Source organism: Polynucleobacter sp. 39-46-10, from assembly GCF_002282275.1.
Genome location: NZ_NCJB01000011.1, coordinates 1 through 20,705 on the forward strand (window position 1 = coordinate 1; position 20,705 = coordinate 20,705).

At 46.8% G+C, this 20,705-nt stretch carries 19 protein-coding genes and 2 tRNA genes; 12 read left to right on the plus strand and 9 right to left on the minus strand.

Features of this window, described 5'->3' with window-relative positions; genetic code table 11:
* Position 1 precedes the first annotated feature (1 nt).
* Positions 2 to 92 (minus strand) — tRNA-Ser (locus B7X71_RS02120).
* A 60-nt stretch (positions 93 to 152) separates the two neighbouring features.
* Positions 153 to 2,126, minus strand: a complete 1,974-nt coding sequence (acs, locus tag B7X71_RS02125; protein WP_293599466.1) for an acetate--CoA ligase — start codon at positions 2,124 to 2,126, stop codon at positions 153 to 155.
* A gap of 167 nt (positions 2,127 to 2,293) precedes the next feature.
* On the opposite strand from acs, the gene B7X71_RS02130 reads away from it, so the two are divergent.
* Genes B7X71_RS02130 through B7X71_RS02150 form a run of 5 tightly spaced genes read left to right on the plus strand, consistent with a single transcriptional unit; the run spans position 2,294 to position 6,485 of the window.
* Complete coding sequence (locus tag B7X71_RS02130; protein ID WP_293597986.1) at positions 2,294 to 3,817, plus strand: fumarate hydratase; 1,524 nt, start codon at positions 2,294 to 2,296, stop codon at positions 3,815 to 3,817.
* Between the two features lie 58 nt (positions 3,818 to 3,875).
* Positions 3,876 to 4,682 (plus strand): glutamate racemase, encoded by an 807-nt coding sequence (gene murI, locus B7X71_RS02135; protein WP_293597985.1) that lies wholly within the window; start codon positions 3,876 to 3,878, stop codon positions 4,680 to 4,682.
* Positions 4,679 to 5,371 (plus strand): energy transducer TonB, encoded by a 693-nt coding sequence (locus B7X71_RS02140; protein WP_293597984.1) that lies wholly within the window; start codon positions 4,679 to 4,681, stop codon positions 5,369 to 5,371. The genes murI and B7X71_RS02140 overlap by 4 nt, the downstream gene beginning before the upstream one ends.
* Positions 5,372 to 5,376: 5 nt before the next feature.
* The gene (locus B7X71_RS02145; protein ID WP_293597983.1) at positions 5,377 to 6,069 is read left to right on the plus strand and encodes a MotA/TolQ/ExbB proton channel family protein; all 693 of its coding nucleotides are present in this window, start codon (positions 5,377 to 5,379) and stop codon (positions 6,067 to 6,069) included.
* A gap of 2 nt (positions 6,070 to 6,071) precedes the next feature.
* The gene (locus B7X71_RS02150) at positions 6,072 to 6,485 is read left to right on the plus strand and encodes a biopolymer transporter ExbD (RefSeq protein WP_215326769.1); all 414 of its coding nucleotides are present in this window, start codon (positions 6,072 to 6,074) and stop codon (positions 6,483 to 6,485) included.
* 58 nt (positions 6,486 to 6,543) lie between these two features.
* Here the strand turns inward: B7X71_RS02150 and B7X71_RS02155 are convergent, their stop codons facing one another.
* From B7X71_RS02155 to B7X71_RS02180, 6 genes are all read right to left on the minus strand, one after another.
* Positions 6,544 to 7,665, minus strand: coding sequence for a formylglycine-generating enzyme family protein (locus tag B7X71_RS02155; RefSeq protein WP_293597982.1), 1,122 nt, complete (start codon positions 7,663 to 7,665; stop codon positions 6,544 to 6,546).
* Positions 7,666 to 9,897: a sulfatase-like hydrolase/transferase gene (locus B7X71_RS02160; RefSeq protein ID WP_293597981.1), complete on the minus strand. Its 2,232-nt coding sequence runs from the start codon at positions 9,895 to 9,897 to the stop codon at positions 7,666 to 7,668.
* A 30-nt stretch (positions 9,898 to 9,927) separates the two neighbouring features.
* Positions 9,928 to 11,352 (minus strand): kelch repeat-containing protein, encoded by a 1,425-nt coding sequence (locus B7X71_RS02165; RefSeq protein ID WP_293600148.1) that lies wholly within the window; start codon positions 11,350 to 11,352, stop codon positions 9,928 to 9,930.
* A gap of 71 nt (positions 11,353 to 11,423) precedes the next feature.
* The gene (locus tag B7X71_RS02170; protein WP_293597979.1) at positions 11,424 to 11,918 is read right to left on the minus strand and encodes a hypothetical protein; all 495 of its coding nucleotides are present in this window, start codon (positions 11,916 to 11,918) and stop codon (positions 11,424 to 11,426) included.
* Positions 11,919 to 12,138: 220 nt separating this feature from the next.
* Entirely contained in the window at positions 12,139 to 12,597 is a 459-nt protein-coding gene (locus B7X71_RS02175; protein WP_293597978.1) for a hypothetical protein, read from the minus strand.
* A gap of 38 nt (positions 12,598 to 12,635) precedes the next feature.
* A tRNA-Leu gene (locus tag B7X71_RS02180) sits at positions 12,636 to 12,724 on the minus strand.
* Positions 12,725 to 12,930: 206 nt separating this feature from the next.
* On the opposite strand from B7X71_RS02180, the gene B7X71_RS02185 reads away from it, so the two are divergent.
* From B7X71_RS02185 to B7X71_RS02210, 6 genes are all read left to right on the plus strand, one after another.
* On the plus strand, positions 12,931 to 15,324 hold the full coding sequence (locus tag B7X71_RS02185; RefSeq protein ID WP_293600149.1) for a penicillin acylase family protein: 2,394 nt from the start codon (positions 12,931 to 12,933) through the stop codon (positions 15,322 to 15,324).
* Between the two features lie 71 nt (positions 15,325 to 15,395).
* Positions 15,396 to 15,803 carry a surface-adhesin E family protein gene (locus tag B7X71_RS02190; protein ID WP_293597805.1) on the plus strand — a complete coding sequence of 136 codons (408 nt, stop codon included), beginning with the start codon at positions 15,396 to 15,398 and terminating at the stop codon, positions 15,801 to 15,803.
* Positions 15,784 to 16,215, plus strand: a complete 432-nt coding sequence (locus B7X71_RS02195; RefSeq protein WP_293597804.1) for a hypothetical protein — start codon at positions 15,784 to 15,786, stop codon at positions 16,213 to 16,215. The genes B7X71_RS02190 and B7X71_RS02195 overlap by 20 nt, the downstream gene beginning before the upstream one ends.
* A 48-nt stretch (positions 16,216 to 16,263) precedes the next feature.
* Positions 16,264 to 17,118, plus strand: a complete 855-nt coding sequence (gene purU, locus B7X71_RS02200; protein ID WP_293597803.1) for a formyltetrahydrofolate deformylase — start codon at positions 16,264 to 16,266, stop codon at positions 17,116 to 17,118.
* Between the two features lie 23 nt (positions 17,119 to 17,141).
* Positions 17,142 to 17,495 (plus strand): CidA/LrgA family protein, encoded by a 354-nt coding sequence (locus B7X71_RS02205; protein ID WP_293597802.1) that lies wholly within the window; start codon positions 17,142 to 17,144, stop codon positions 17,493 to 17,495.
* Entirely contained in the window at positions 17,492 to 18,217 is a 726-nt protein-coding gene (locus tag B7X71_RS02210) for an LrgB family protein (RefSeq protein ID WP_293597801.1), read from the plus strand. Before B7X71_RS02205 ends, B7X71_RS02210 begins: the two co-directional genes overlap by 4 nt.
* Positions 18,218 to 18,241: 24 nt before the next feature.
* Here the strand turns inward: B7X71_RS02210 and B7X71_RS02215 are convergent, their stop codons facing one another.
* Entirely contained in the window at positions 18,242 to 19,591 is a 1,350-nt protein-coding gene (locus B7X71_RS02215) for an aminotransferase class III-fold pyridoxal phosphate-dependent enzyme (RefSeq protein WP_293597800.1), read from the minus strand.
* A gap of 88 nt (positions 19,592 to 19,679) precedes the next feature.
* On the opposite strand from B7X71_RS02215, the gene B7X71_RS02220 reads away from it, so the two are divergent.
* Positions 19,680 to 20,669 carry a tripartite tricarboxylate transporter substrate binding protein gene (locus tag B7X71_RS02220; protein WP_293597799.1) on the plus strand — a complete coding sequence of 330 codons (990 nt, stop codon included), beginning with the start codon at positions 19,680 to 19,682 and terminating at the stop codon, positions 20,667 to 20,669.
* Positions 20,670 to 20,705: the final 36 nt, after the last annotated feature.

The following is a 20,705-nucleotide window of genomic DNA, read 5'->3' on the forward strand; positions in this document are numbered from 1 at the left end:
CTGGCGGAAGAGGCGGGATTCGAACCCGCGGTAGGCTATTAACCTACGCACGCTTTCCAGGCGTGTGACTTAAACCGCTCATCCACCCTTCCGTACAGCTAATGATTATACGTTTGCAGGAAGGGTCTGCCTGTAAAAGCACAATTGACTACTTATACAGACTCTTTAAGCTGGTCCAAGATTGCTGGATTTTCGAGAGTTGAAGTATCTTGAGTCACCTCTTCACCTTTAGCAATCACACGCAGCAAGCGGCGCATGATCTTGCCAGAACGCGTCTTAGGCAAGTTATCGCCAAAACGTACATCCTTAGGTTTAGCGATTGGACCAATCTCTTTACCAACCCAGTTACGCAACTCAGTCGCGATCTTCTTAGCTTCATCGCCCGTTGGACGACCGCCTTTAAGAACCACGAATACGCAAATTGCTTCGCCAGTCATATCGTCAGGACGACCCACCACTGCAGCTTCAGCAACTAATGGATTGGCAACTAAACAAGATTCGATTTCCATCGTGCCCATACGGTGACCAGATACGTTCAACACGTCATCGATACGACCAGTAATGGTGAAGTAGCCAGTCTCTTTGTTACGGATTGCGCCGTCACCTGCTAGATACAAAGTACCGCCCAACTCTTCTGGGAAATACGATTTCACGAAACGATCAGGATCACCCCAGATGGTACGAATCATGGATGGCCATGGGCGCTTCACAACCAAAATACCGCCTTGACCGTTTGGAACGTCTACACCTGCTTCATCCACAATCGCCGCCTGAATGCCTGGTAATGGCAATGTGCATGAGCCTGGAATCATGGGTGTTGCACCTGGCAATGGTGAAATCATGTGACCACCAGTTTCGGTTTGCCAGAACGTATCGGCGATTGGGCAACGTGAGCCGCCCACATTCTCGTAGTACCACATCCAAGCTTCAGGATTGATCGGCTCACCAACTGAACCCAAGAGGCGCAATGAAGATAAGTCATAGCTCTTTGGATGCAATGCTTGATCATTGCTAGATGCCTTGATCAAAGAACGAATCGCTGTTGGAGCTGTATAGAAAATCGTTGCTTTGTGTTTCTGGATCATGTCCCAGAAACGACCAGCATTTGGATAAGTTGGAACGCCTTCAAAGACAATCTCAGTGGCGCCAACTGCGAGTGGGCCATAGGTAATATAGGAATGACCTGTTACCCAGCCAATATCAGCAGTACACCAGAACACGTCATTTGGCTTGATGTCGAAAGTCCACTTCATTGTGAGAATCGCCCACAAGAGGTAACCACCAGTAGAGTGCTGAACACCCTTTGGCTTGCCAGTTGATCCAGATGTGTAAAGAATAAAGAGTGGATGCTCAGCGCTTACCCACTCTGGCTCGCAAGTAGTCGATTCATTTGCTACGATTTCTTGCATCCACACATCACGACCTGCAGTCATTGTGACTTCAGAACCAGTGCGCTTGTTTACGATGACATGCTTTACTTTAGGGCATTCGCCAGTAGATAGCGCTTCATCACAAATTGCTTTCAATGGCAAAGATTTACCACCACGGAATTGGCCATCAGCCGTGATCACGGCAACAGCACCTACGTCAATAATTCTGTCACGCAAAGCTTGAGCAGAAAAGCCGCCAAACACGACAGAGTGGATTGCGCCGATACGGGCGCAGGCTTGCATCGCAACCACGCCTTCGATCGTCATTGCCATATAAATGATAACGCTATCACCAGACTTGATGCCCATTTTGCGCAGCGCATTTGCCATCTTGCAAACGCGCTCAAGCATTTCTTGGTAAGTTACATTCGTAACGGAGCCATCATCGGCCTCAAAAATAATGGCAGTTTTATTACCAAGACCATTTTCAACTTGGCGGTCTAAGCAGTTATAAGAAGCATTAGTTGTGCCATCTTCAAACCACTTATAGAAGGGTGCCTTAGACTCGTCCAAGACTTTAGTGAAAGGTTTTTTCCAGAAGATGTTTTCTTTAGCAAGACGACCCCAGAAACCGTCATAATCTTTATTGGCTTCAGCACAAAGCTTGTTGTAAGCTTCCATTCCAGGAATGGCAGCAGATTTAACGAAGTCTGCAGGTGGGTTAAATACGCGGTTTTCTTGCATCAATGGTTCCATGCTTCACAGCCCTTCTATTTAATAATCAGTCGTTTTTTTCTGCAAAAATAGCGCAGAGTTAGGGAAACGCATCCCCAAGAGCTAATAAGATAAGTGAAAACACGCTAGATTTGCTCTATGGCAAACCCTTAAAATAGAAAAAACCTTACATAATTAAGCCCAAAACCATGACAAATATCAAACAAAACGACCTCATTCAAAGCGTTGCAGATGCATTCCAGTTCATCTCTTATTACCACCCAAAAGACTTTATCTCCGCTATGGGTAAGGCTTATGAGCTAGAGCAAGGCGCTGCTGCCAAGGATGCGATTGCTCAGATTTTGACCAATAGCCGCATGTGCGCAGAAGGTCACCGCCCGATGTGTCAGGACACAGGTATTGCAGTCGTTTTTCTCAAGATTGGCATGAACGTCCAGTGGGGCGACGCCACCATGAGCGTCACCGAGATGGTGAACGAAGGTGTTCGTCGGGCCTATATGAACCCAGAGAATCCATTAAGAGCCTCCGTATTAGCGGATCCAGCAGGTAAACGCAAAAACACGGGTGATAACACCCCTGCAGTCATTCACTACGAAATTGTCCCAGGCGATAATGTTGAAGTCATTTGCGCAGCCAAAGGTGGCGGCTCTGAAAACAAAGCCAAGATGGTGATGCTCAACCCTTCTGACTCGATCGTGGATTGGGTTCTTAAAACTGTACCGACCATGGGTGCAGGCTGGTGCCCCCCTGGCATCCTCGGCATTGGTATTGGCGGCACTCCTGAAAAAGCCATGTTGATGGCTAAAGAGTCTTTGATGGGTCCAGTAGATATTCAAGAATTGATCGCATGCGGCGCGAAGACTCGTGCTGAAGAACTGCGTTTAGAGTTGTATGAGAAGGTTAATAAGCTCGGTATTGGGGCACAAGGTCTCGGTGGTTTAGCAACTGTTCTAGATATCAAGATCATGGAATACCCAACGCATGCGGCTTCATTGCCAGTAGCGATGATTCCGAACTGTGCCGCAACCCGTCACGTGCATTTCCACTTGCATGGCGATGGCCCAGCGATATTAGAAAAGCCATCCTTATCCGATTGGCCAGATGTAACTTGGACTCCGGATACCAAAAAATCCAAGCGCGTGAACTTAGATACTTTGACCGCTGAAGAAGTGGCTGACTGGAAAGAAGGTGAAACTCTTCTTCTCAACGGCAAAATTTTGACCGGTCGTGATGCAGCACATAAACGCATTGCCGACATGCTTGCTAAGGGTGAAGAATTACCGGTGAGCTTTAAGAACCGCGTGATCTATTACGTTGGTCCAGTTGATCCAGTGGGTGGTGAAGCCGTTGGTCCAGCAGGCCCAACAACCTCAACTCGCATGGATAAGTTCACTGAGATGATGCTTGCCAAGACCGGCTTAATTTCCATGATTGGTAAGGCAGAGCGTGGTCCTACTGCAATCGAGGCAATCAAGAAACATAAATCTGCCTACTTAATGGCTGTTGGAGGCGCTGCTTACTTAGTCTCTAAAGCCATTCAGACGGCCAAGGTGGTTGGCTTTGCTGATCTGGGTATGGAAGCGATTTATGAATTTGACGTCAAAGATATGCCAGTGACAGTAGCTGTGAGCTCTGACGGCATATCCATGCACGATATTGGACCGAAAGAATGGCAGGCAAAGATTGCTGGCATTCCAGTCAAGATTGCTTGAGTCATTTAGTGCGTCATTTATTCGTTAAATCAACCGCACTTAGTTAAGCGACCTTTACTTGGCACTCATCGGGGTTTTTGATTCTGGCGTTGGAGGCTTATCCATTTTGGATGAGGCTCTGCGCCAGCTTCCCGAGCATGACTATATTTATTTAGCAGACTCTATCAATGCTCCTTATGGGGAAAAAACTAGTGAGTGGATTGCTGCACGAAGTATGGAGCTGTGCCAATACCTAGTAGCGCAGGGATGCGATGCCATCATGGTTGCGTGTAACACAGCCACTGCCGAAGCCATTGCTCATATTCGCAACCAGCTCAGCAACATTCCAATCATTGGCGTAGAGCCTGGCATCAAGCCCGCAGCAATGCAGTCCACTAATGGTATTGTTGGCGTACTTGCAACTGAGGCCACACTCAAGAGCGATAAATTTAGCGCCTTACTGGCCACACTTCCGAACTGCCAATTTGTTAAACAAGCTGGGGCAGGTTTGGTACCGCTAATTGAGGCGGGTCAAGCCAATGGCGAAGAAACCTTAGAGTTACTTGCCGAGCATCTTGAGCCAATCCAGGATGCAGGTGCCGACACCCTTGTTCTTGGATGTACGCACTACCCTTTTTTACGAAAAGCGATCCGCAAGCTATTGGGAGACTCAATTAATCTCATTGATACCAGCGATGCTGTAGTACGCCAACTCAAAAGAAAATTAGAAGCACAAGGCAAGCAGTTGGATGATGGGGAGCATGGTTCCATTAGATTCATCAGTAGTAAGGATGCAGAGCTTTTGCATCAAATGGCGCAAGAGCTGATGCAGTCGGATTTAGATGGGCACAGTATTGAATCTCAGCTGGTGGGCACTTTCAAATGAGCACTTTTTTGAGTCGACTGAATACGCGTCTGCCCTTTGATAAAACCGATCGCATCATCATTGGTATCGTCATTGCTTTACACCTACTATTTTTAATTGGTTTTCAGAGTGGCATGAAACCCGATAATGAAAATAACTTAGATGATGCGCGAGTGATGGCCAACCTAGTGAGTCCTGAGGCTGCCAAACAACCACAAGCTGCTCCGGCTGCACCCCCACCCAAACCTAAGCAAGAGCAAAAGAAGAAAACCGTGGATGAGAAATCTACCCAGGCTCCAACACCACAAACGCAACAACAGGCTGCAACCCCACCAACGCCGCAGCAGTCTAAAAGTGAATCCCAGGCACCAAATGCCACTGTTGCCCCTGCCTCTACCTCAGGATCCAGCGGCACACCAATTCAGACTGACATTGGTAAACTGGTTGTCGTATATCTACCTGATGCTGACGCTTACTACCCCTCTTTCTCAAAAAGATCTGGGGAGCAAGGTGAGGTGGTGGTGAGATTGATTATTGATGAATCAGGAAGCGTTGAGGATGTGGCGTTATTACGTTCCAGCTCCTTTCCAAGGTTAGATCGTGCAGCAACGGAAATTGGTCGTCGTTATCGCTTCAAACCATTTCTGGTAAACGGCTCGCCTCAAAGAATTTCCACTAACCTTTTAATTAAATTCAATTTAAAGAATTAAATATTATGAATACACCATTTGGCTTAGCAAATTTATGGCTCGAGGGCGATGCAATTACCCGCTTTGTGGCAATCGCACTTCTCATCTGCTCAATTGTGACTTGGGTAATTTTGCTCTCTCGCTTTTGGGATCTGCGTAATTTGCGCAAGTTCAAGCCTGAGCTCGATCAATTTTGGCGCGCCACTTCGTACGACCAAGGTTTAAATGCATTCACTAGTCATGCAAGTAATCCTTATTATCAAATTGCTAAGGCTACGATTGGAGCTTCTATCCACCACCAAAGTCAATCGACCAATCATCGTGAACTTTTACAAACACTGAATTACTCGGAGTGGATGGCAAGAAGTCTGAAGAACAGTATTGATGGGGTTGCCGCTCAACTCCAAAAAGGCCTTACCTTCCTTGGCTCAACCGGGGCAACCGCACCATTTATTGGTTTATTTGGAACTGTATGGGGCATCTATCACGCCTTGATTTCTATTAGCAGTTCAGGTAGCGCCCAGATTGATCAAGTTGCCGGCCCAATTGGCGAAGCTCTCATCATGACTGCCTTGGGCTTGGCGGTAGCGATTCCAGCAGTACTAGGCTTTAATGCCATTAATCGCGCCAATAAATTATTAGTTGCTGACCTCAATCGCTTTGGCAATGACCTCCTTGCTTACTTTGTCACTGGTGCCCGTGTGAAGTCCGGAGAATAAACATGTCTTTTAATCTTCAGAACGATCAAGAAGAAAGCGGCATCATGGCCGAAATCAACATGACACCGATGGTGGATGTCATGTTGGTGCTCTTAATTATTTTCATTATTACCTTGCCGGTTATTCAACAGGCGGTAAAGGTTGAGTTGCCAAAAGCCAATAGCGTGCGTAATGAAGTAAAGCCAGAGTCAGTTCAACTCTCAATTGATGCTCAGGGTCAAATATTTTGGAATAGCACGCCGATTGATTTAAAGACTTTTGATGGTTATGCAGAAAAAGCTGCTCAGAAGGAGCCGCAACCAGAAATCAATTTGCGTGCCGATAAATCTGTTAAATACGAATACGTTGCTCAAGTGCTAGCAGCATCTCGTCGAGCAGGCTTAACAAAATTAGGTTTTGTAACCGAGCCTAATTAATTTACCGAAACCCAATCAAACTGTCGAACTACTGGGGGTCAGTTCACTAAGGTGGTTTTTATTTATCCCGAACCAATCGAAATCCTAGGTGTGACATCGGACTATAGGGATCGGCGCCACGCCGAGCGCTCGGGCGGTAAGACTGGCAGTAGTCCTCATTACACAAAAATGATCCACCTCGAATGACACGCTTAGGGGCATTAGGTGGAACTCCAGCATCGGCAGGATCAAATGATTGATCTGGACCCTGAGGATTGAGAATCACTTTATTGCCATATTCTTTAGCTTGTTGCGCAAAAAAATTAAATCCATACCAATCAGCAGCCCACTGCCAAGCATTGCCCGTCATATCAAATAGGCCATAACCGTTCTGCGGATAGGTTCCCACTGGACTTGTACCAATCGCTCCACCCGCTTTTGGACTTACTTTTATATCGACAACTGGGAAAGCCTGCTTTCTAACATCCCAGATATTGGCAAGCAATTTTCCATCTTGCTCTAACTGGTCACCCCAAGCATAGGTTGCTTGATTCAATCCACCGCGCGCAGCAAATTCCCATTCGGCCTCGGCTGGTAAACGCTTTCCAGCCCATTTTGCAAAAGCTAGGGCATCAACATAACTCACCTGAACAACTGGATGATTGCCCTTACCTTCGATATTGCTCTTAGGGCCAGTAGGATGCTTCCAGCTTGCACCGGGAACATATGCCCACCATTGAGAGTAGTCATCTAGACGCACCTTATCTTTTGTACCCACAAAAACCATAGCTCCAGGAACAAATGCGCTCGCTGGCGGCTTCGGTATTCCAGGAGGCAACTGAACCTTGATAGTGTCCCAATCTGGGATTTGCTCAGCCGTAGTCCGGTAGTTTGTTGCTGCTACAAATTGGGCAAACTGATCATTAGTGACATGGGTCTGATCCATCCAAAACCCATCTACCTTGACACGATGAACAGGCTTTTCGTTAACCTGTGCTTTCTTGTGATCGCTGCCCATCAAAAACTCACCGCCAGGGATCCAAACCATTCCTACGGGGGCATTCTGACCATCACTCTGGATTACTTTTACCTCAGCCGTAGCAGAATGACCAGACTGCCCCACAAAGAAGTAAGAGGCAATTCCCCCTGCCGCAACAAGCCCAGCGGCAGCAAGAATCCAATGGCGACGCTTGATCAGCACTTAATAGACCGATGTAGCTGTAGGACAGGCGCCCTGTTTATTGCGAATGGTTTGGGCATCAATGCTATTAGTGAGACCATCCCAATTGAAGTCGGCCACACTGGATGACAAAACACCCGCTGCTGTACCAGCCCAATTTAAGAACTTTTGCCAAACACTCAAATCTTGATCGTTCACCTGACCATCAATATTCGCATCACCAGGACAGGCTGGCTGGGACGCCAAGATTGAATTCAATTGAGACATGAGGCTGTTGTATATCGACAGTAAGGTTGATGAAGAGTTTGGATCTAATTGATTGGCCGAACCAGGATTATCTAACTTAGGTAGAGGCGCCGCTTGGTCAATCTGATAGAACTCATTAGTCACATTGACCAACTGGTTTCCAGAAGAATCAACGCAGGTGTTGTTGGCAGAATCAAAATATTGCGTTGTGTTCTGAACAATCTTGTAGCCGTCATTGCGAATTCCGGTGCTAGACTCGGCCACAATCGTGATCTGAGGTTGACCAAGGGAAAATTTAGCCTGATTTACCTGACAGCAACTTTGATATCCCTGGGATGAGCTGTGGCCAGCCGTTTGAGGAACAGCATTTGCACCTGATGTATCAAATCCAACCCCCCACCATGTTCCATTGTTGTCTTCGCACACACTCTTTGAAATCGGAATCTGTGAGCATGAACTACCCGAGAAAACGCACGGTCCATTCCGACCACCGTTAGCCTGGATGTTATAGCTACCTTGAGCAAAGTTCACGGTACGAATACTAGATTGATCGACCTTGGTTAAATAGGCAAGTAAAGGTGCAGCATCAATGACACGTGGCACTGAGGCAGGAACATTAATTCCTGCAATCTCACCAAAGAGCTGAAATACATCCACCATGTTCACCATGTGATTCACTTCGCGATCAGGCTGAACAACCAAGGGTCCCGCAGCAATCAAGGGCACCCAAATACCAGTTTGGTATGCCGTACCCTTAGCAAGATTAGGATTGAATGGCAGTTTGACTGAGCCCCCCAATGTGCCATTGTCTCCAACAATCACAATCATGGTGTTGCTTGCCTTCGGGTCGTAAACCAGCTTTCCAGTAGACCCGCGGGTAGCAAGGCCCGTCTCTATCATCAAGCGACCAAACTCAGTATCCATCGCCTCTGTCATTTGATTTTGAATTGAACGCTGCTGAGTAGAGTTCTTACAATCCAGCTGATCAGCAGCTGCTCCAGCATTTGGAGCCAAGCCAATTGGCGCCTGCTGCAAAGGAGTGTGTGCAGAACTAAAACTTACCGTCGCCATCCAAGGTTTATTGCTTGGACGACTCTTGATCCAGCTAATTGCTGCATCAGCCTCAATGGTTGTGCGATACCCACGATTACGCGGATCGGTCAATGGAACTGTTGTTACTGTTCCACCCTGGTTGATTACCAAGGGCGAAACATAGTAGGCATTTTGCATGGTGCTAAAGTTCAGACCGGATGGAGCCGCATCTTGACAAGAAGTATTGGGCACAAAAATACCACCACTCATCATGCATCGCTTACCAGCAGAATCCCCGTCTGAATTTGGGCCATTCAGCGCACTACAACTACCATTAGCTTGACGGCATGCTCCACTTGTGGCGCCATTAGTTTGTCCGGCACCCGGAACAAATCCGCAGGAGTAAGTTCCGACAGTGGTGGTAATGCCGCCCGCCGTTGTGTCAATGGAAGCTGGCAAGCCACCAATCCACCCATAAAAATAATCCCAACCCAACTGTCCGGGAGTACCGTTACCTGCTTGATTGTTGTCTGGTCCGGCTAAGTGGAACTTACCAAATAAGCCGCTGTCATAGTTCGCCTGCTTCATCAGCATGGGCGTAGTCATGTCGTATGGTGAAACCTGAGAATTGGCTAAATCATCCTGACCAATCGCACCATAAATTTTGGTTCTAAAAGGAAAGCGCCCAACAAACATAGATGCGCGCCCAGGAGAGCACTCAGGCATTGACCAGGTATTACGAAAACGCACCCCCGAACTCGCCATAATCTGAATATTTGGCATACTCGGCTGATTATCAGCATCGTAGCCAAAGCTAGACATTTGATCTATGCCAACGTCATCCATGATGACAAATAAAATGTTGGGTGTTCCAGTGGAAGAACCTGAGCTACCCCCACCCGAACTTCCTCCGCAAGAAAGCAGCCCCATCACTGTTAGGGCCAATAAAATACTTTTCAAGATTTTTGATTGCATTGCTTTTCTCTTACTATTTGGCGCCAATGATTATTGCGCGTATTTCCAAAGGTCATTCAAATAGCCCGACGTTCCTACAGCATCAGGGCCATATCCACCAAATATCCATAAGTTACCACTAGCATCTGACCAGCCAATGACGTCCTTACGTGAGCCAGGCTGGTTGCTTGTTGAAAAAGTTCCTTGAGTACCGTATACAGGCAGAGCACCTGGCTCGGTAGCCCCTGTCATCCAGGCCCATTGATTGGTGCTGGCGTTGTATTTCCACCAGTCATTTAAGAGGCCGCTTCTACTGGCGCCATTTCCATCTGCGCCAAACATCCAAAAGTCACCTGCTGTATCAACCCATGCAAATGGTCCGCGGTACCAACGAGCCCCAGGCGTATTGCTAGCGGCAGCGACTCCTTTTGCACCGTAAGTACCAAAGGCATTATTCAAATTACTTCCGTTCATCCACGTCCACTGCTTAGTGGTGGTGTTGTATTTCCAGAGGTCATTCAAAATGGCTGCAGAAGTACCAACACTATCCCAGCCATTGCCACCAAAGAACCATAAGTTATTAGAGCTATCAAGCCAACTGACCGCATCTAACCTGGCGCCAGGTTGATTTGTACTTGCACTCACAGTTTTCGTACCGTAAACACCCCCTGAATTTGTTAAGTAATTTGATGAACTATCCTTGCCCGCCCCACTTCTAAAAGTCCAAGTGGATGCGCTTGGATCAAATTCCCATAAATTGTTATAAGTAATAGTTAGAGCGGAGTCTTGTGCTCCACCATATATCCAAAGATGGCCATCACTGGTAATCCAGCCATTTGCCCCAACAATTCCGCCGGGTGTATTGGTAGTGCTAGGCACATCCTTACTGCCATATACGGGTAATGCTGTAATTCCCTTGCCACCAGAAATCCAAGCCCAAAGGCCAGAAGCAATGTTGTATTTCCAGAGGTCATTTAGAGTGCCCATGGTGCCTGATTCACCATAGCCAAAACCACCATACATCCAGAGATTGCCGCTAGTGTCAGTCCATGCAACCGGACCAATACGAGCGCCAGGGCTATTGCTAGCTGCCGCAAGGCCTAGAGTTCCATAACTTCCGTAGGTGTTGCTGGCTTGAGAGCCATTCATCCAGGCCCATTCTTTTGTCTTGGGGTTATATCTCCACATGTCACTAAGAAACGTCACCGCATTTTCTGTTAAGCCACCAAATAACCAAAAATTGCCTTCCTTGTCTATCCAGCTAACAGATGTGCTGCGAGCGCCTGGCACATTCAGAGTGCTCCCCACCCCTTGAGCAGTGAAGTCGAAATTCAATGCGCCGCTATATTGACTGCCACCGACCCAAGTCCAACCGGAGCTTGAAGTAGATGGCGAACTATCAGAGGAGCCCGCGCCACAAGCAGACAACAATATCGAGCTACATAAAACAGATAGCAGCAAAGAAATACTTTTCATGACATTAATCCTGCAGGCATCTTGAGGTTTGCCCATAAAGTAATTAAAAATAGTGACACTCAAATTCAAAATCAATAGACTGCCGTTGCTTTACCGCATACACCTTGATTGTCTCGAATGATTTGAGCATCAGCATTATTGGTAAGGCCATCAAAATTAAAGTCTGCAATACTAGACAAGGCCCAACTCAATAGTCTTTGCCAGATACTGAGATCCGCTGAGTTTACCTGACCATCTATATTCGCATCACCATTACAAGGAGGTTGGGAAGCAATAATGCGATTGAGTGATGCCAGCAAACTATTATAGTTTTCAGTTATCATGCTTGACCATGAAGACATCGTTGACATCAAGTTTAGATCCGCCTTGTCAATCTTGGGCGTAGGCACCGCCTGATCAATTTGATAAAACTCATTCGTGGTAACTAGCCCGCCAGTATCTGTTGACGGGAAATAGGTTTGAGTCTGATTACGGACCAACTTATAGGTATCATTTCTTACGACCATAGTAATCTCCGCAGCAATAGTCGTTAGAGACCTTCCAGCTTTATATTCCGCCTGATTCACTTATCGTCCATCACCACATACAGAATATTGGGGGTTTCAGTAGATGAGGTTGATCCACTATTGCCGCCACAACCGATTAGCAAAAGAGCATTGAATAAAATTATTAGAGTGACAGCAAATTTTTCATTGGGGGCACACCCGCCAGGGGCGCTTTGAAGCATTGAGCATCTGTAAGCTTATGTAGCAAAATTAGCCATCAAACTAATATACCCCAGCCTTACTAATGATTTTCCCCAAGCAAGGGCACGCAATGCTCTTCAGTGGTTTTTCTGCCATTACCCAGGTGTACCCCCAGAATGCCGCCCTGAATGGTTTCAGCTTTGATGAGTTTTCCAGTTACTTGGTTAAGGCTGATTTCAGTTGCAACCTTGCCGGCTGGATAGGTAATTCCATCTATCAACTCGGGATCAAAGGAAGCCTCAATCGTTATCAAGATATTGGGTCTAGCAATCACTACGGTCCTTACGGTCTGTCGACCGCCCTCATCCATGCGGTCTAGATCTCGGCCATCTAAAAATACTTTTGCTTTTTGCACTTTCGTAGCAGGCTGAATTCTGAGCTCGTAATTTTCGGTATAGTCTTTTTCCGTACGAGTGCAGTTAAACACGAAGGCAACTTGCGCCTGAGCCTCAAAGGCAGATATTGCCAGCAGAAAAAAAAGAGTAGTAAATCTTTTCAAGATCTTGATGGGGGGTAAGATAATTAACAACAACCGATTGGTGCCCGAGGCCGGAATCGAACCGGCACGACTTTTTTGAGTCGGCAGATTTTAAATCTGCTGTGTCTACCGATTTCACCACTCGGGCTCGCACGAGCAATAAAGCCGTACTAAATAAATCAAGACAAGCAAAATTTTAGCATGCGGGAGCTATTGGAGGCGGGAAGTCTGCATTCACCTAGCGTAAGCTTGAAGCCAAAGCAAACCCACTAAACTATTCCCATGAAAGTATCTACGCTAAGTCCAGGTCTTAAAATCCTATTTAAAGCCATCTTTTGGCTTGGTTTTGGGGCATTGACATTAACTATCGCGGCTGGAGTCTTTTACTTACTTTCAGCTCAAACCAGCCCCTCGGGCAAGCGGCTTATTAAATCTTTAGGCGATTCAGTTGCCATCACCTTTGATGAAAGTGATATCCCCCATATTCAGGCAAAGAGCTCTACAGATGCCCTCTTTGCTTTGGGCTATTTGCATGCGAGCGAACGTTCCTGGCAAATGGAAATTAATCGCCGACTATCTAGCGGGCGACTCTCAGAAATCCTCGGAAAAGAAACGCTCGCAATTGATCGTTTTATTCGTACGCTAGGCATTAAACATGCTGCCGAAAAACAATTCGATCGTTACCCTATTGCTACCAAGCAATTGCTGCAATCCTATGCGGATGGTGTCAATGCTGGCAATGCTCACTTGGGTTGGGCGCTACCAGTTGAATACTTTTTAACCGGTTCCAAGCCAGAGCATTGGTCGCCCACTGATAGCGTGGCATGGATGTTGATGATGGCACTTGATCTTGGCGGTAACTGGCATAAAGAATTACAACGCCTTGAGCTCTCGCAATTCTTAACGACCAAGCAAGTATGGGAGGTGATGCCAGCATATACGCCAGGCGAGCCTGTAAGTAATGTTGACTTTGCCAAGATGTATCGAGATATCAATGTCTTTAACCCTAATCCACTCGCACGAGATCAAAAGTCCAAGAAACTGCCAGCAACTGAGCTGGCCATTAATGAAGTGCCAGGCGGAAAAGATGGCATGGGCTCAAACAATTGGGCACTTAGCGGGAAACTCACCACCTCTGGCAAGCCCTTACTGGCGAATGACCCACACCTAGGCTTATCAGCTCCGGCAATTTGGTATATAGCTCACCTGGAGGCCCCAGGACTTAATGTCATTGGCGCCACCCTCCCCGGCATTCCAGCGGTAGTACTAGGCCGAACCGATAAGTTCGCCTGGAGCTTCACCAATACGGGTCCCGATGTTCAGGATTTATATATTGAGCAGTTAGATCCGAAAAATCCCGGCACATATCGAGGTCCAGAGGGCCCGCTATCTTTTAAAGTTCGCCAAGAAATCATCGACATCAAAGGCGAGCCCCCTCTTCGCTTTTTGGTTAAAGAGACTCGACATGGTCCAGTGATCTCTGAATCTTATGCACGCGCAAAACGAGCCATTGATACCGATCGCTTTGCCCTGGCATTACGCTGGACTGCGCTAGATGTTGAAAACCAGTCTGTTGCTGGCTTGCTAGAGATGAATCACGCCAAAGATTTGGATACATTCAAACAAGCGCTACGCAAAAACTATGCCCCAATGCAAAACGTTGTCATGGCGGATGTCGATGGAAACATCTCTCTTCAGGCGGCCGGTGTTGCACCCAAGCGCACCTTGCACCAAGGTTTATATGGTGTAGCGCCAGCCTTAGGCTGGGAGATGCAGTATGACTGGGCTGGGTATATCCCATTTGATCAGCTACCAAGCAGCAATAACCCAGATACAAACTGGATCGCCACAGCCAACCAAAAAATATTAGCCAGCAATGATCCAAACCCACTCACTGGTGACTGGGATTTACCAACACGCTACGACCGAATTGTGGAATTGATTAAAGGCAAGTCAGTGCACGATCTCACCTCCATGAAATCCATGCAAGCAGATACCCTGTCTTTGGGTGCTACACCATTATTGGAGTTATTTAAATCCACCCAATCAAAACATCCTTTGGCACAACAAGCTATTGAGCTCAGCAGAAATTTTGATGGCGATATGAAAATTGATAGTACTGGTGCGCTCATATTTAATGCCTGGGCTGATCAACTCTCACGCAAACTCTTTTCACGCCTAGGTTATTTATTTACGGAAAATTATGGTGCACGGAATTTTAGGCACCCCTTAATATTGCAATTGCAAAATCCCAATAGCCCATGGTGCAATGATCCGCAAACTGAACAAATTGAAAGCTGTGCCGATGCTTCAAATGCAGCATTTGATAACGCACTTGAACAACTGAGCGCGCAATTTGGCAATAATCCTAAAAATTGGACATGGGGTAATGCGCACATGGCAGTCTCTGAGCACCGTCCATTAAGCAAGGTGCCACTCCTTGGCAGCCTCTTTAATTTGACGCAAGCTTTTTCCGGCGATAGCTTTAGCATCAACGTAGGGCGTCTTGAACTCCTGAGAGCTGATAACCCTTTTGAAACTAAGCAGGCTCCCAGCCTTCGAACCCTCTTTGATCTCTCTGACTTAGAACAGTCCCTATTTATTTATCAGTCTGGACAGTCTGGCTGGGTGCAGAACAAGCTCTACCGCAATATGAGCGGGCTTTGGGCTCGCAATGAATATCTTCCCCTGCAAATGAAGCCTTCAAAGATCAATCGACAATTAGATCTGAATATTAAGGAGAAATAAGCTAGGGAGTTTAGAATAGAATTTACAGGCCCAGTTCGGGTTTAACCGATTGAGAAACAACGCTATTTATTATGAAAAAAATACACGCACTTACTATTTTTACTGCCCTCTCCTTATTGCCTTTCTCCAGCAGCTTCGCTGAGTGGAAAGAATTGGGATCTAATGAGCTCATGGTAGTTTATGTAGACCTCGATACCATTAGTGCGTCCGGCGAAAAAGCGCAAATTATGTCGATGCTGGATTTTAAAAAGCCTGGCGTGAATCCAAAAACGAAGCAGCCGGTTAGCTCAATCATTGGGATTAATGAATACAACTGCCCAGCCCTTAGCTATCGCCCAATCGAATACAAAGAGTTTGCCGGTAATAAAGGTAGCGGCAAAGTAGTTTCCGATAACAAAACTCCTAGTAGTGAGTTTGAGCCTGTCGTGAACGAGTCTTGGACCGCAGGAGTATTTAACGTTGTCTGCAAGCGTAAATAAACAGCGTATTTTGACTTCCCATCTAAGCAGATCAAACCCATCGGGTTGGTCTGCTTTTTGCATTTATTGGGGTCTGATTATTGGGAGTATTTTTCTCTGCCTCAATTTAACTGGTTGCGCAGCCCCCTTGCTTGCCCTAGGCAGCTCAGCAACCAGCGTAGCAAGCTCTGCTGGCACCGCAGCCGTTTCCGTGGCAGCAGCCAACCCTTCGACTGCAGCAAGCGCCATCTCCACTGCCACTACCGGAAAATCCCCTTTAGAGCACGCGGCTTCCGCAGCAACCAAGCAAGATTGCAACTTCCTCAATGCCCTAGGGCCTAAGCCCATTTGCAGCGATATTCCCGTTCCGACTATCAAAGATATGAGTGAGCCTTATCCAGGCCCAGCAGATAGCCTGACCACTTCTAAATAAGCAGTCTAAAATTACGCCTAATCAGCATTCTTTACCCTTATTAAAGCCATGACTACAGAAAATTACTACCTCACACTCACCTGCCCCAATCGACCAGGCATTGTTGCCGCAGTTTCAACGTACATCTTTGAATTGGGCGGCGATATTGAAGAGGCTCAGCAATTCGATGACAAGGCTTCTAAACGCTTCTTTATGCGTGTGAGCTTTAGCTGCAGTGCTGACAGCAAAACTTTGAGAGCTGGCTTTGTAGAAATCGCTAAACGTTTTGATCTTACTTGGGGCTTACGTGCAGTGAAGGATTTAAAACGTGTATTGATCATGGCATCTAAGCTAGATCATTGCCTAGTGGATCTTCTCTACCGCTGGCGTATCGGTGAATTGCCGATGATCATTTGTGGAATCGTTTCAAACCACCCGCGCGAGCTTTACTCCAGCATTGATTTTGCCGATATTCCGTTTTATCACCTCCCCGTAACAGCAGAGACTAAGCCGGCACAAGAAGCCAAACTTTTAGAGATTGTTGCTGATTCAAAAGTAGATATGGTCATTTTGGCCCGCTATATGCAAATTCTCTCGGATGACTTATCGACTAAGTTATCTGGACGCTGCATCAATGTTCACCATTCTTTCTTACCAAGCTTTAAGGGCGCCAAGCCTTACCATCAGGCTCATGCCCGCGGCATCAAGTTGATTGGCGCTACTGCACACTTTGTTACCAGCGATCTGGATGAAGGCCCCATCATTGAGCAAGATGTGACTCGTGTTACTCATGGTGATACGCCTGAGGACTTGGTTCGTAAAGGTCGTGATTTAGAGCGCACTGTCCTATCACGTGCTCTACGCTACTACTTGCATGACCGTGTCTTAATTAACGGCGCAACCTCCGTAGTATTCTCCGATTGAGTTGAGTCTCTGAGGCCCCATTCATGATCTCCGGCCTCGTCCAAATTCTTTTATTCCAAAGCTTTGGCGAACTTGTATCAAAGTTCGCCTTACCTACCCTGCCTGGTCCCGTTATCGGATTGGTTCTACTCATTGTCTGGCTAGTACTGCGCAAGGGAATCAATCATGAGCTCGCCATGGTGGCAGATGGCTTTAGCCAGTATCTTGGGCTCTTATTTGTTCCAGCAGCAGTAGGTGTAGTGCTCTTTCTACCCCAACTTAAAGCCAATGCACTCGCGATTGTGAGCGCTTTAGTTGGTAGCGTCATTTTGACAATTGCCACTAGCGCGATCGTTGTCCGCTTTTTGAGCGCAAAGCCAAAAGAGGTGGATGAATGAGTGAAAAACACTCCATCGTCGAGATATGGGTTTACTTATCGGGCAGCCCGTTATTTGCCCTGTTTATTACCTTGGCCGCCTATCAAATTGGCCTATCGATTTATAAAGCTACAAAACAGAATCCTTTGGCCAATCCCGTAGCAATTGCGATCATCTTGGTGGCTAGCATAATTCAATTTATTGAGATGCCCTATTCCACCTACTTTGAAGGTGCGCAGTTTATTCATTTCTTATTGGGCTCAGCAACCGTCTCGTTGGCTATTCCGATTTATAGAGGCTTGAGTAGCTTAAAGGGTCGATCCCTTCCTTTGCTAGCGTCCTTGCTTGCAGGGGGTCTAGTATCAATCATCAGCGCAGTCAATATCGCTAAATTATTCGGGGCTGACTCTAGCATCACCGGAGCGATGTATCCCAAGTCTGTAACTGCGCCAATCGCCATGGGTATTGCTGAGCGTATTGGCGTATCCCCAACCCTGACTGCCATCTTTGCCGTTACTACCGGAATTCTGGGAGCCATTTTGGCCCCCTTCATTCTGAATGCTCTGGGAATGAAAGCGTGGTGGCAGCGTGGTTTTGCAATTGGTATCGGTGCACATGGTATTGGGACATCACGTGCATTTAGTATTCACCCAGAGGCTGGGACTTATGCCAGTCTAGCGATGGGAATGAATGGGGTGATTAGCGCGGTAGCCATCCCCATTCTGTATCACCTATTTAATTAAAGTCCCGCTGACTGCTTGATGGCGTTAAGTGATCTTCATCACATCATCAATCGCATCGCTTAATACGCTTACTAAAAACTCTACCTCTGCAGGTGTTGAAATAAACGGAGGACCGACTGCAATCGTATCGTTCGTAATTCGTACCAATGCGCCTCTTTCAATGCAGGCCTCCAAGGTCTTCATTGCTCTCAATCCGGGCTTCCCAGCAATCGGAACCAAGTCAACCGCACCAGACAGACCAAAGTTACGAATATCCAGTAAGCCCGTTTTCCCCTTGAGGGCATGCAAAGAGTTTTCCAAGACGGGTTCAAGGGCTATAGCACGATTCACCAGATCATCAGACTCAAAAATATCCAACACTGCATGGGCAGCAGCCGTTGGAATTGGATGGCCTGAATAAGTGTAGCCATGGAAGAATTCAATGGCCTGCTCTTGTCCGCCTTGCGACATGATGGCATCGTAAATATCTCCGCGCACCAATACACCTCCCATTGGAATTACACCATTGGTAATGGCTTTAGCAAAGGTAATCATGTCGGGAGTTACGCCAAATCGATCTGCACCAAAGTTTGCACCTAAGCGACCAAAGCCCGTAATGACTTCATCAAAGATTAGTAAGATGCCATGCTTTGTGCAAATATCCCGAATCTTTTGCAAATAGCCTTGTGGCGGAACAATCACCCCCGTCGAGCCCTGTACTGGCTCCAAAATAACTGCAGCAATCGTATTAGCGTCATGCAAAGTGACGATATTTTCCAGCTCATCAGCTAAGTGCGCACCCCAAGTAGGCTGCCCTTTGGAGAAAGCCATTTGAGAAAGGTTAAAAGTATGCGGGAGATGATCAACTCCATTCATCATCATATTGGCGAATGCTTTGCGGTTAGCAACAATCCCGCCAACAGAAATGCCACCGATACCAACACCATGGTAGGCGCGCTCGCGACCAATCATGCGAAAGCGAGATGCATTCCCCATTGATCGGTGGTACGCAATCGCAATCTTGAGGGCGGTATCCACTGCTTCAGATCCCGAATTAGTGAAGAAGACCTTATCTAAACCTGCTGGCGCCATCTCAACAATGCGACTTGCTAAAGTGAAAGTAGCCTCACTTGCCATTTGAAATGCAGGGCAGTAATCCATACTCTCATACTGTTTTTGAATGGCTGCACCAATACGTGGATCGCCATGCCCCAATGGGGAGCACCACAGCCCTGAAAGACCATCAAACAACTTTCGACCATGATCGTCAAAGTAGTAAGCTCCTTTAGCGGACTGCATGACTTTTGGATTTTGGTGAAAGTAGCGATTAGGTGTGTATGGCAGCCAATAGGCCGACATATCAATCGCGCTAGGATTTTTTGTAGCTGCTGTCATGTTTGTCTCGATGTTATTTGTAATTTGCCTCACACCTTAGGGTGAGTTTTCTAATACTATATTACTCATTAACTAACTGGATACTGAAATGAATACTTTACGTTGCCTCTCAAAAACATTCTTCGGACTCTTGCTGCTCAGCAGCTTATCTGGGCAGGTCATGTCAGCACCGGATACGGATTGGCCTAAAAAACCTGTTGTTGCCATTCTGTCATTCCCTCCGGGCGGTTCTACTGATGTATTTGCACGTGCAGTAGCAATCCCACTTGGTGAGGCACTTGGACAGCCTGTTGTGATTGAAAACAAACCCGGTGCTGGTGGGATGATTGGCTTAAGTGCCGCTGCCAAGGCTGCTCCAGATGGGTATACGATTCATATTAGCGCCATGACTAATCAGTCTATTTCGCAGGCCATCTTCAAAAATCCTCCTGCAGATTTGACAAAAGATTTTGCGCCTGTTGCTCTTATTGGTACCGTACCCCATTTAATCGTGATTAATCCTTCGGTGCCGGCTAAGAATTTACCCGAACTCATTGCCTTTATTAAATCTAAAAAAGGTGACTTTAATTACGCTTCACAGGGTAACGGCAGCCTCTCTCACCTAGAGTCAACTTTGTTCATGCAACGGATTGGGGCAACTGGCACTCATATTCCATACAAAGGCAGCTCTTTCGCATTACCAGATTTAATTGCTGGCAATACCCTCATGATGTTTGATAGCGTCACTGCATCTTTGCCCCATATTCAGAGTGGTAAGTTACGCCCAATCGCTATTGCTGCTAGCGATCGTTCACCACTCATGCCAAATGTGCCCACCCTTGGTCAAGACGGTATGAAGCAATTTGATGTTGAAAACTTTTATGCAATCTATGCTCCAAAAGGAACGCCTCCAGCAATCATTACAAAGCTGGAAGGAGAAATCCGTAAGATCCTCGCTAACCCCGACTTCAAAGCACGTCTTGCTACCCAAGGAATTCATCCGCAATTCGCAAACTCTGAACAATTAACAGCAATCACCCAGAGCGAACATGACAAGTGGGCAAAAGCAGTTAAGGCAGCAAACGTTAAAATTGATTAATTGCTCATTAGTTTTGCGCACACCCATTTATTGAAT

Excerpts from the sequence above, each read along its gene's own strand:
- B7X71_RS02150 (WP_215326769.1), top strand. The coding sequence starts at position 6,072 with ATGTCTTTTAATCTTCAGAACGATCAAGAAGAAAGCGGCATCATGGCC.
- B7X71_RS02140 (WP_293597984.1), top strand. The coding sequence starts at position 4,679 with ATGAGCACTTTTTTGAGTCGACTGAATACGCGTCTGCCCTTTGATAAA.
- purU (WP_293597803.1), top strand. The coding sequence starts at position 16,264 with ATGACTACAGAAAATTACTACCTCACACTCACCTGCCCCAATCGACCA.
- B7X71_RS02220 (WP_293597799.1), top strand. The coding sequence starts at position 19,680 with ATGAATACTTTACGTTGCCTCTCAAAAACATTCTTCGGACTCTTGCTG.
- B7X71_RS02130 (WP_293597986.1), top strand. The coding sequence starts at position 2,294 with ATGACAAATATCAAACAAAACGACCTCATTCAAAGCGTTGCAGATGCA.
- B7X71_RS02210 (WP_293597801.1), top strand. The coding sequence starts at position 17,492 with ATGAGTGAAAAACACTCCATCGTCGAGATATGGGTTTACTTATCGGGC.
- B7X71_RS02160 (WP_293597981.1), bottom strand. The coding sequence starts at position 9,897 with ATGCAATCAAAAATCTTGAAAAGTATTTTATTGGCCCTAACAGTGATG.
- B7X71_RS02215 (WP_293597800.1), bottom strand. The coding sequence starts at position 19,591 with ATGACAGCAGCTACAAAAAATCCTAGCGCGATTGATATGTCGGCCTAT.
- B7X71_RS02190 (WP_293597805.1), top strand. The coding sequence starts at position 15,396 with ATGAAAAAAATACACGCACTTACTATTTTTACTGCCCTCTCCTTATTG.
- B7X71_RS02145 (WP_293597983.1), top strand. The coding sequence starts at position 5,377 with ATGAATACACCATTTGGCTTAGCAAATTTATGGCTCGAGGGCGATGCA.
- B7X71_RS02205 (WP_293597802.1), top strand. The coding sequence starts at position 17,142 with ATGATCTCCGGCCTCGTCCAAATTCTTTTATTCCAAAGCTTTGGCGAA.
- B7X71_RS02165 (WP_293600148.1), bottom strand. The coding sequence starts at position 11,352 with ATGAAAAGTATTTCTTTGCTGCTATCTGTTTTATGTAGCTCGATATTG.
- acs (WP_293599466.1), bottom strand. The coding sequence starts at position 2,126 with ATGGAACCATTGATGCAAGAAAACCGCGTATTTAACCCACCTGCAGAC.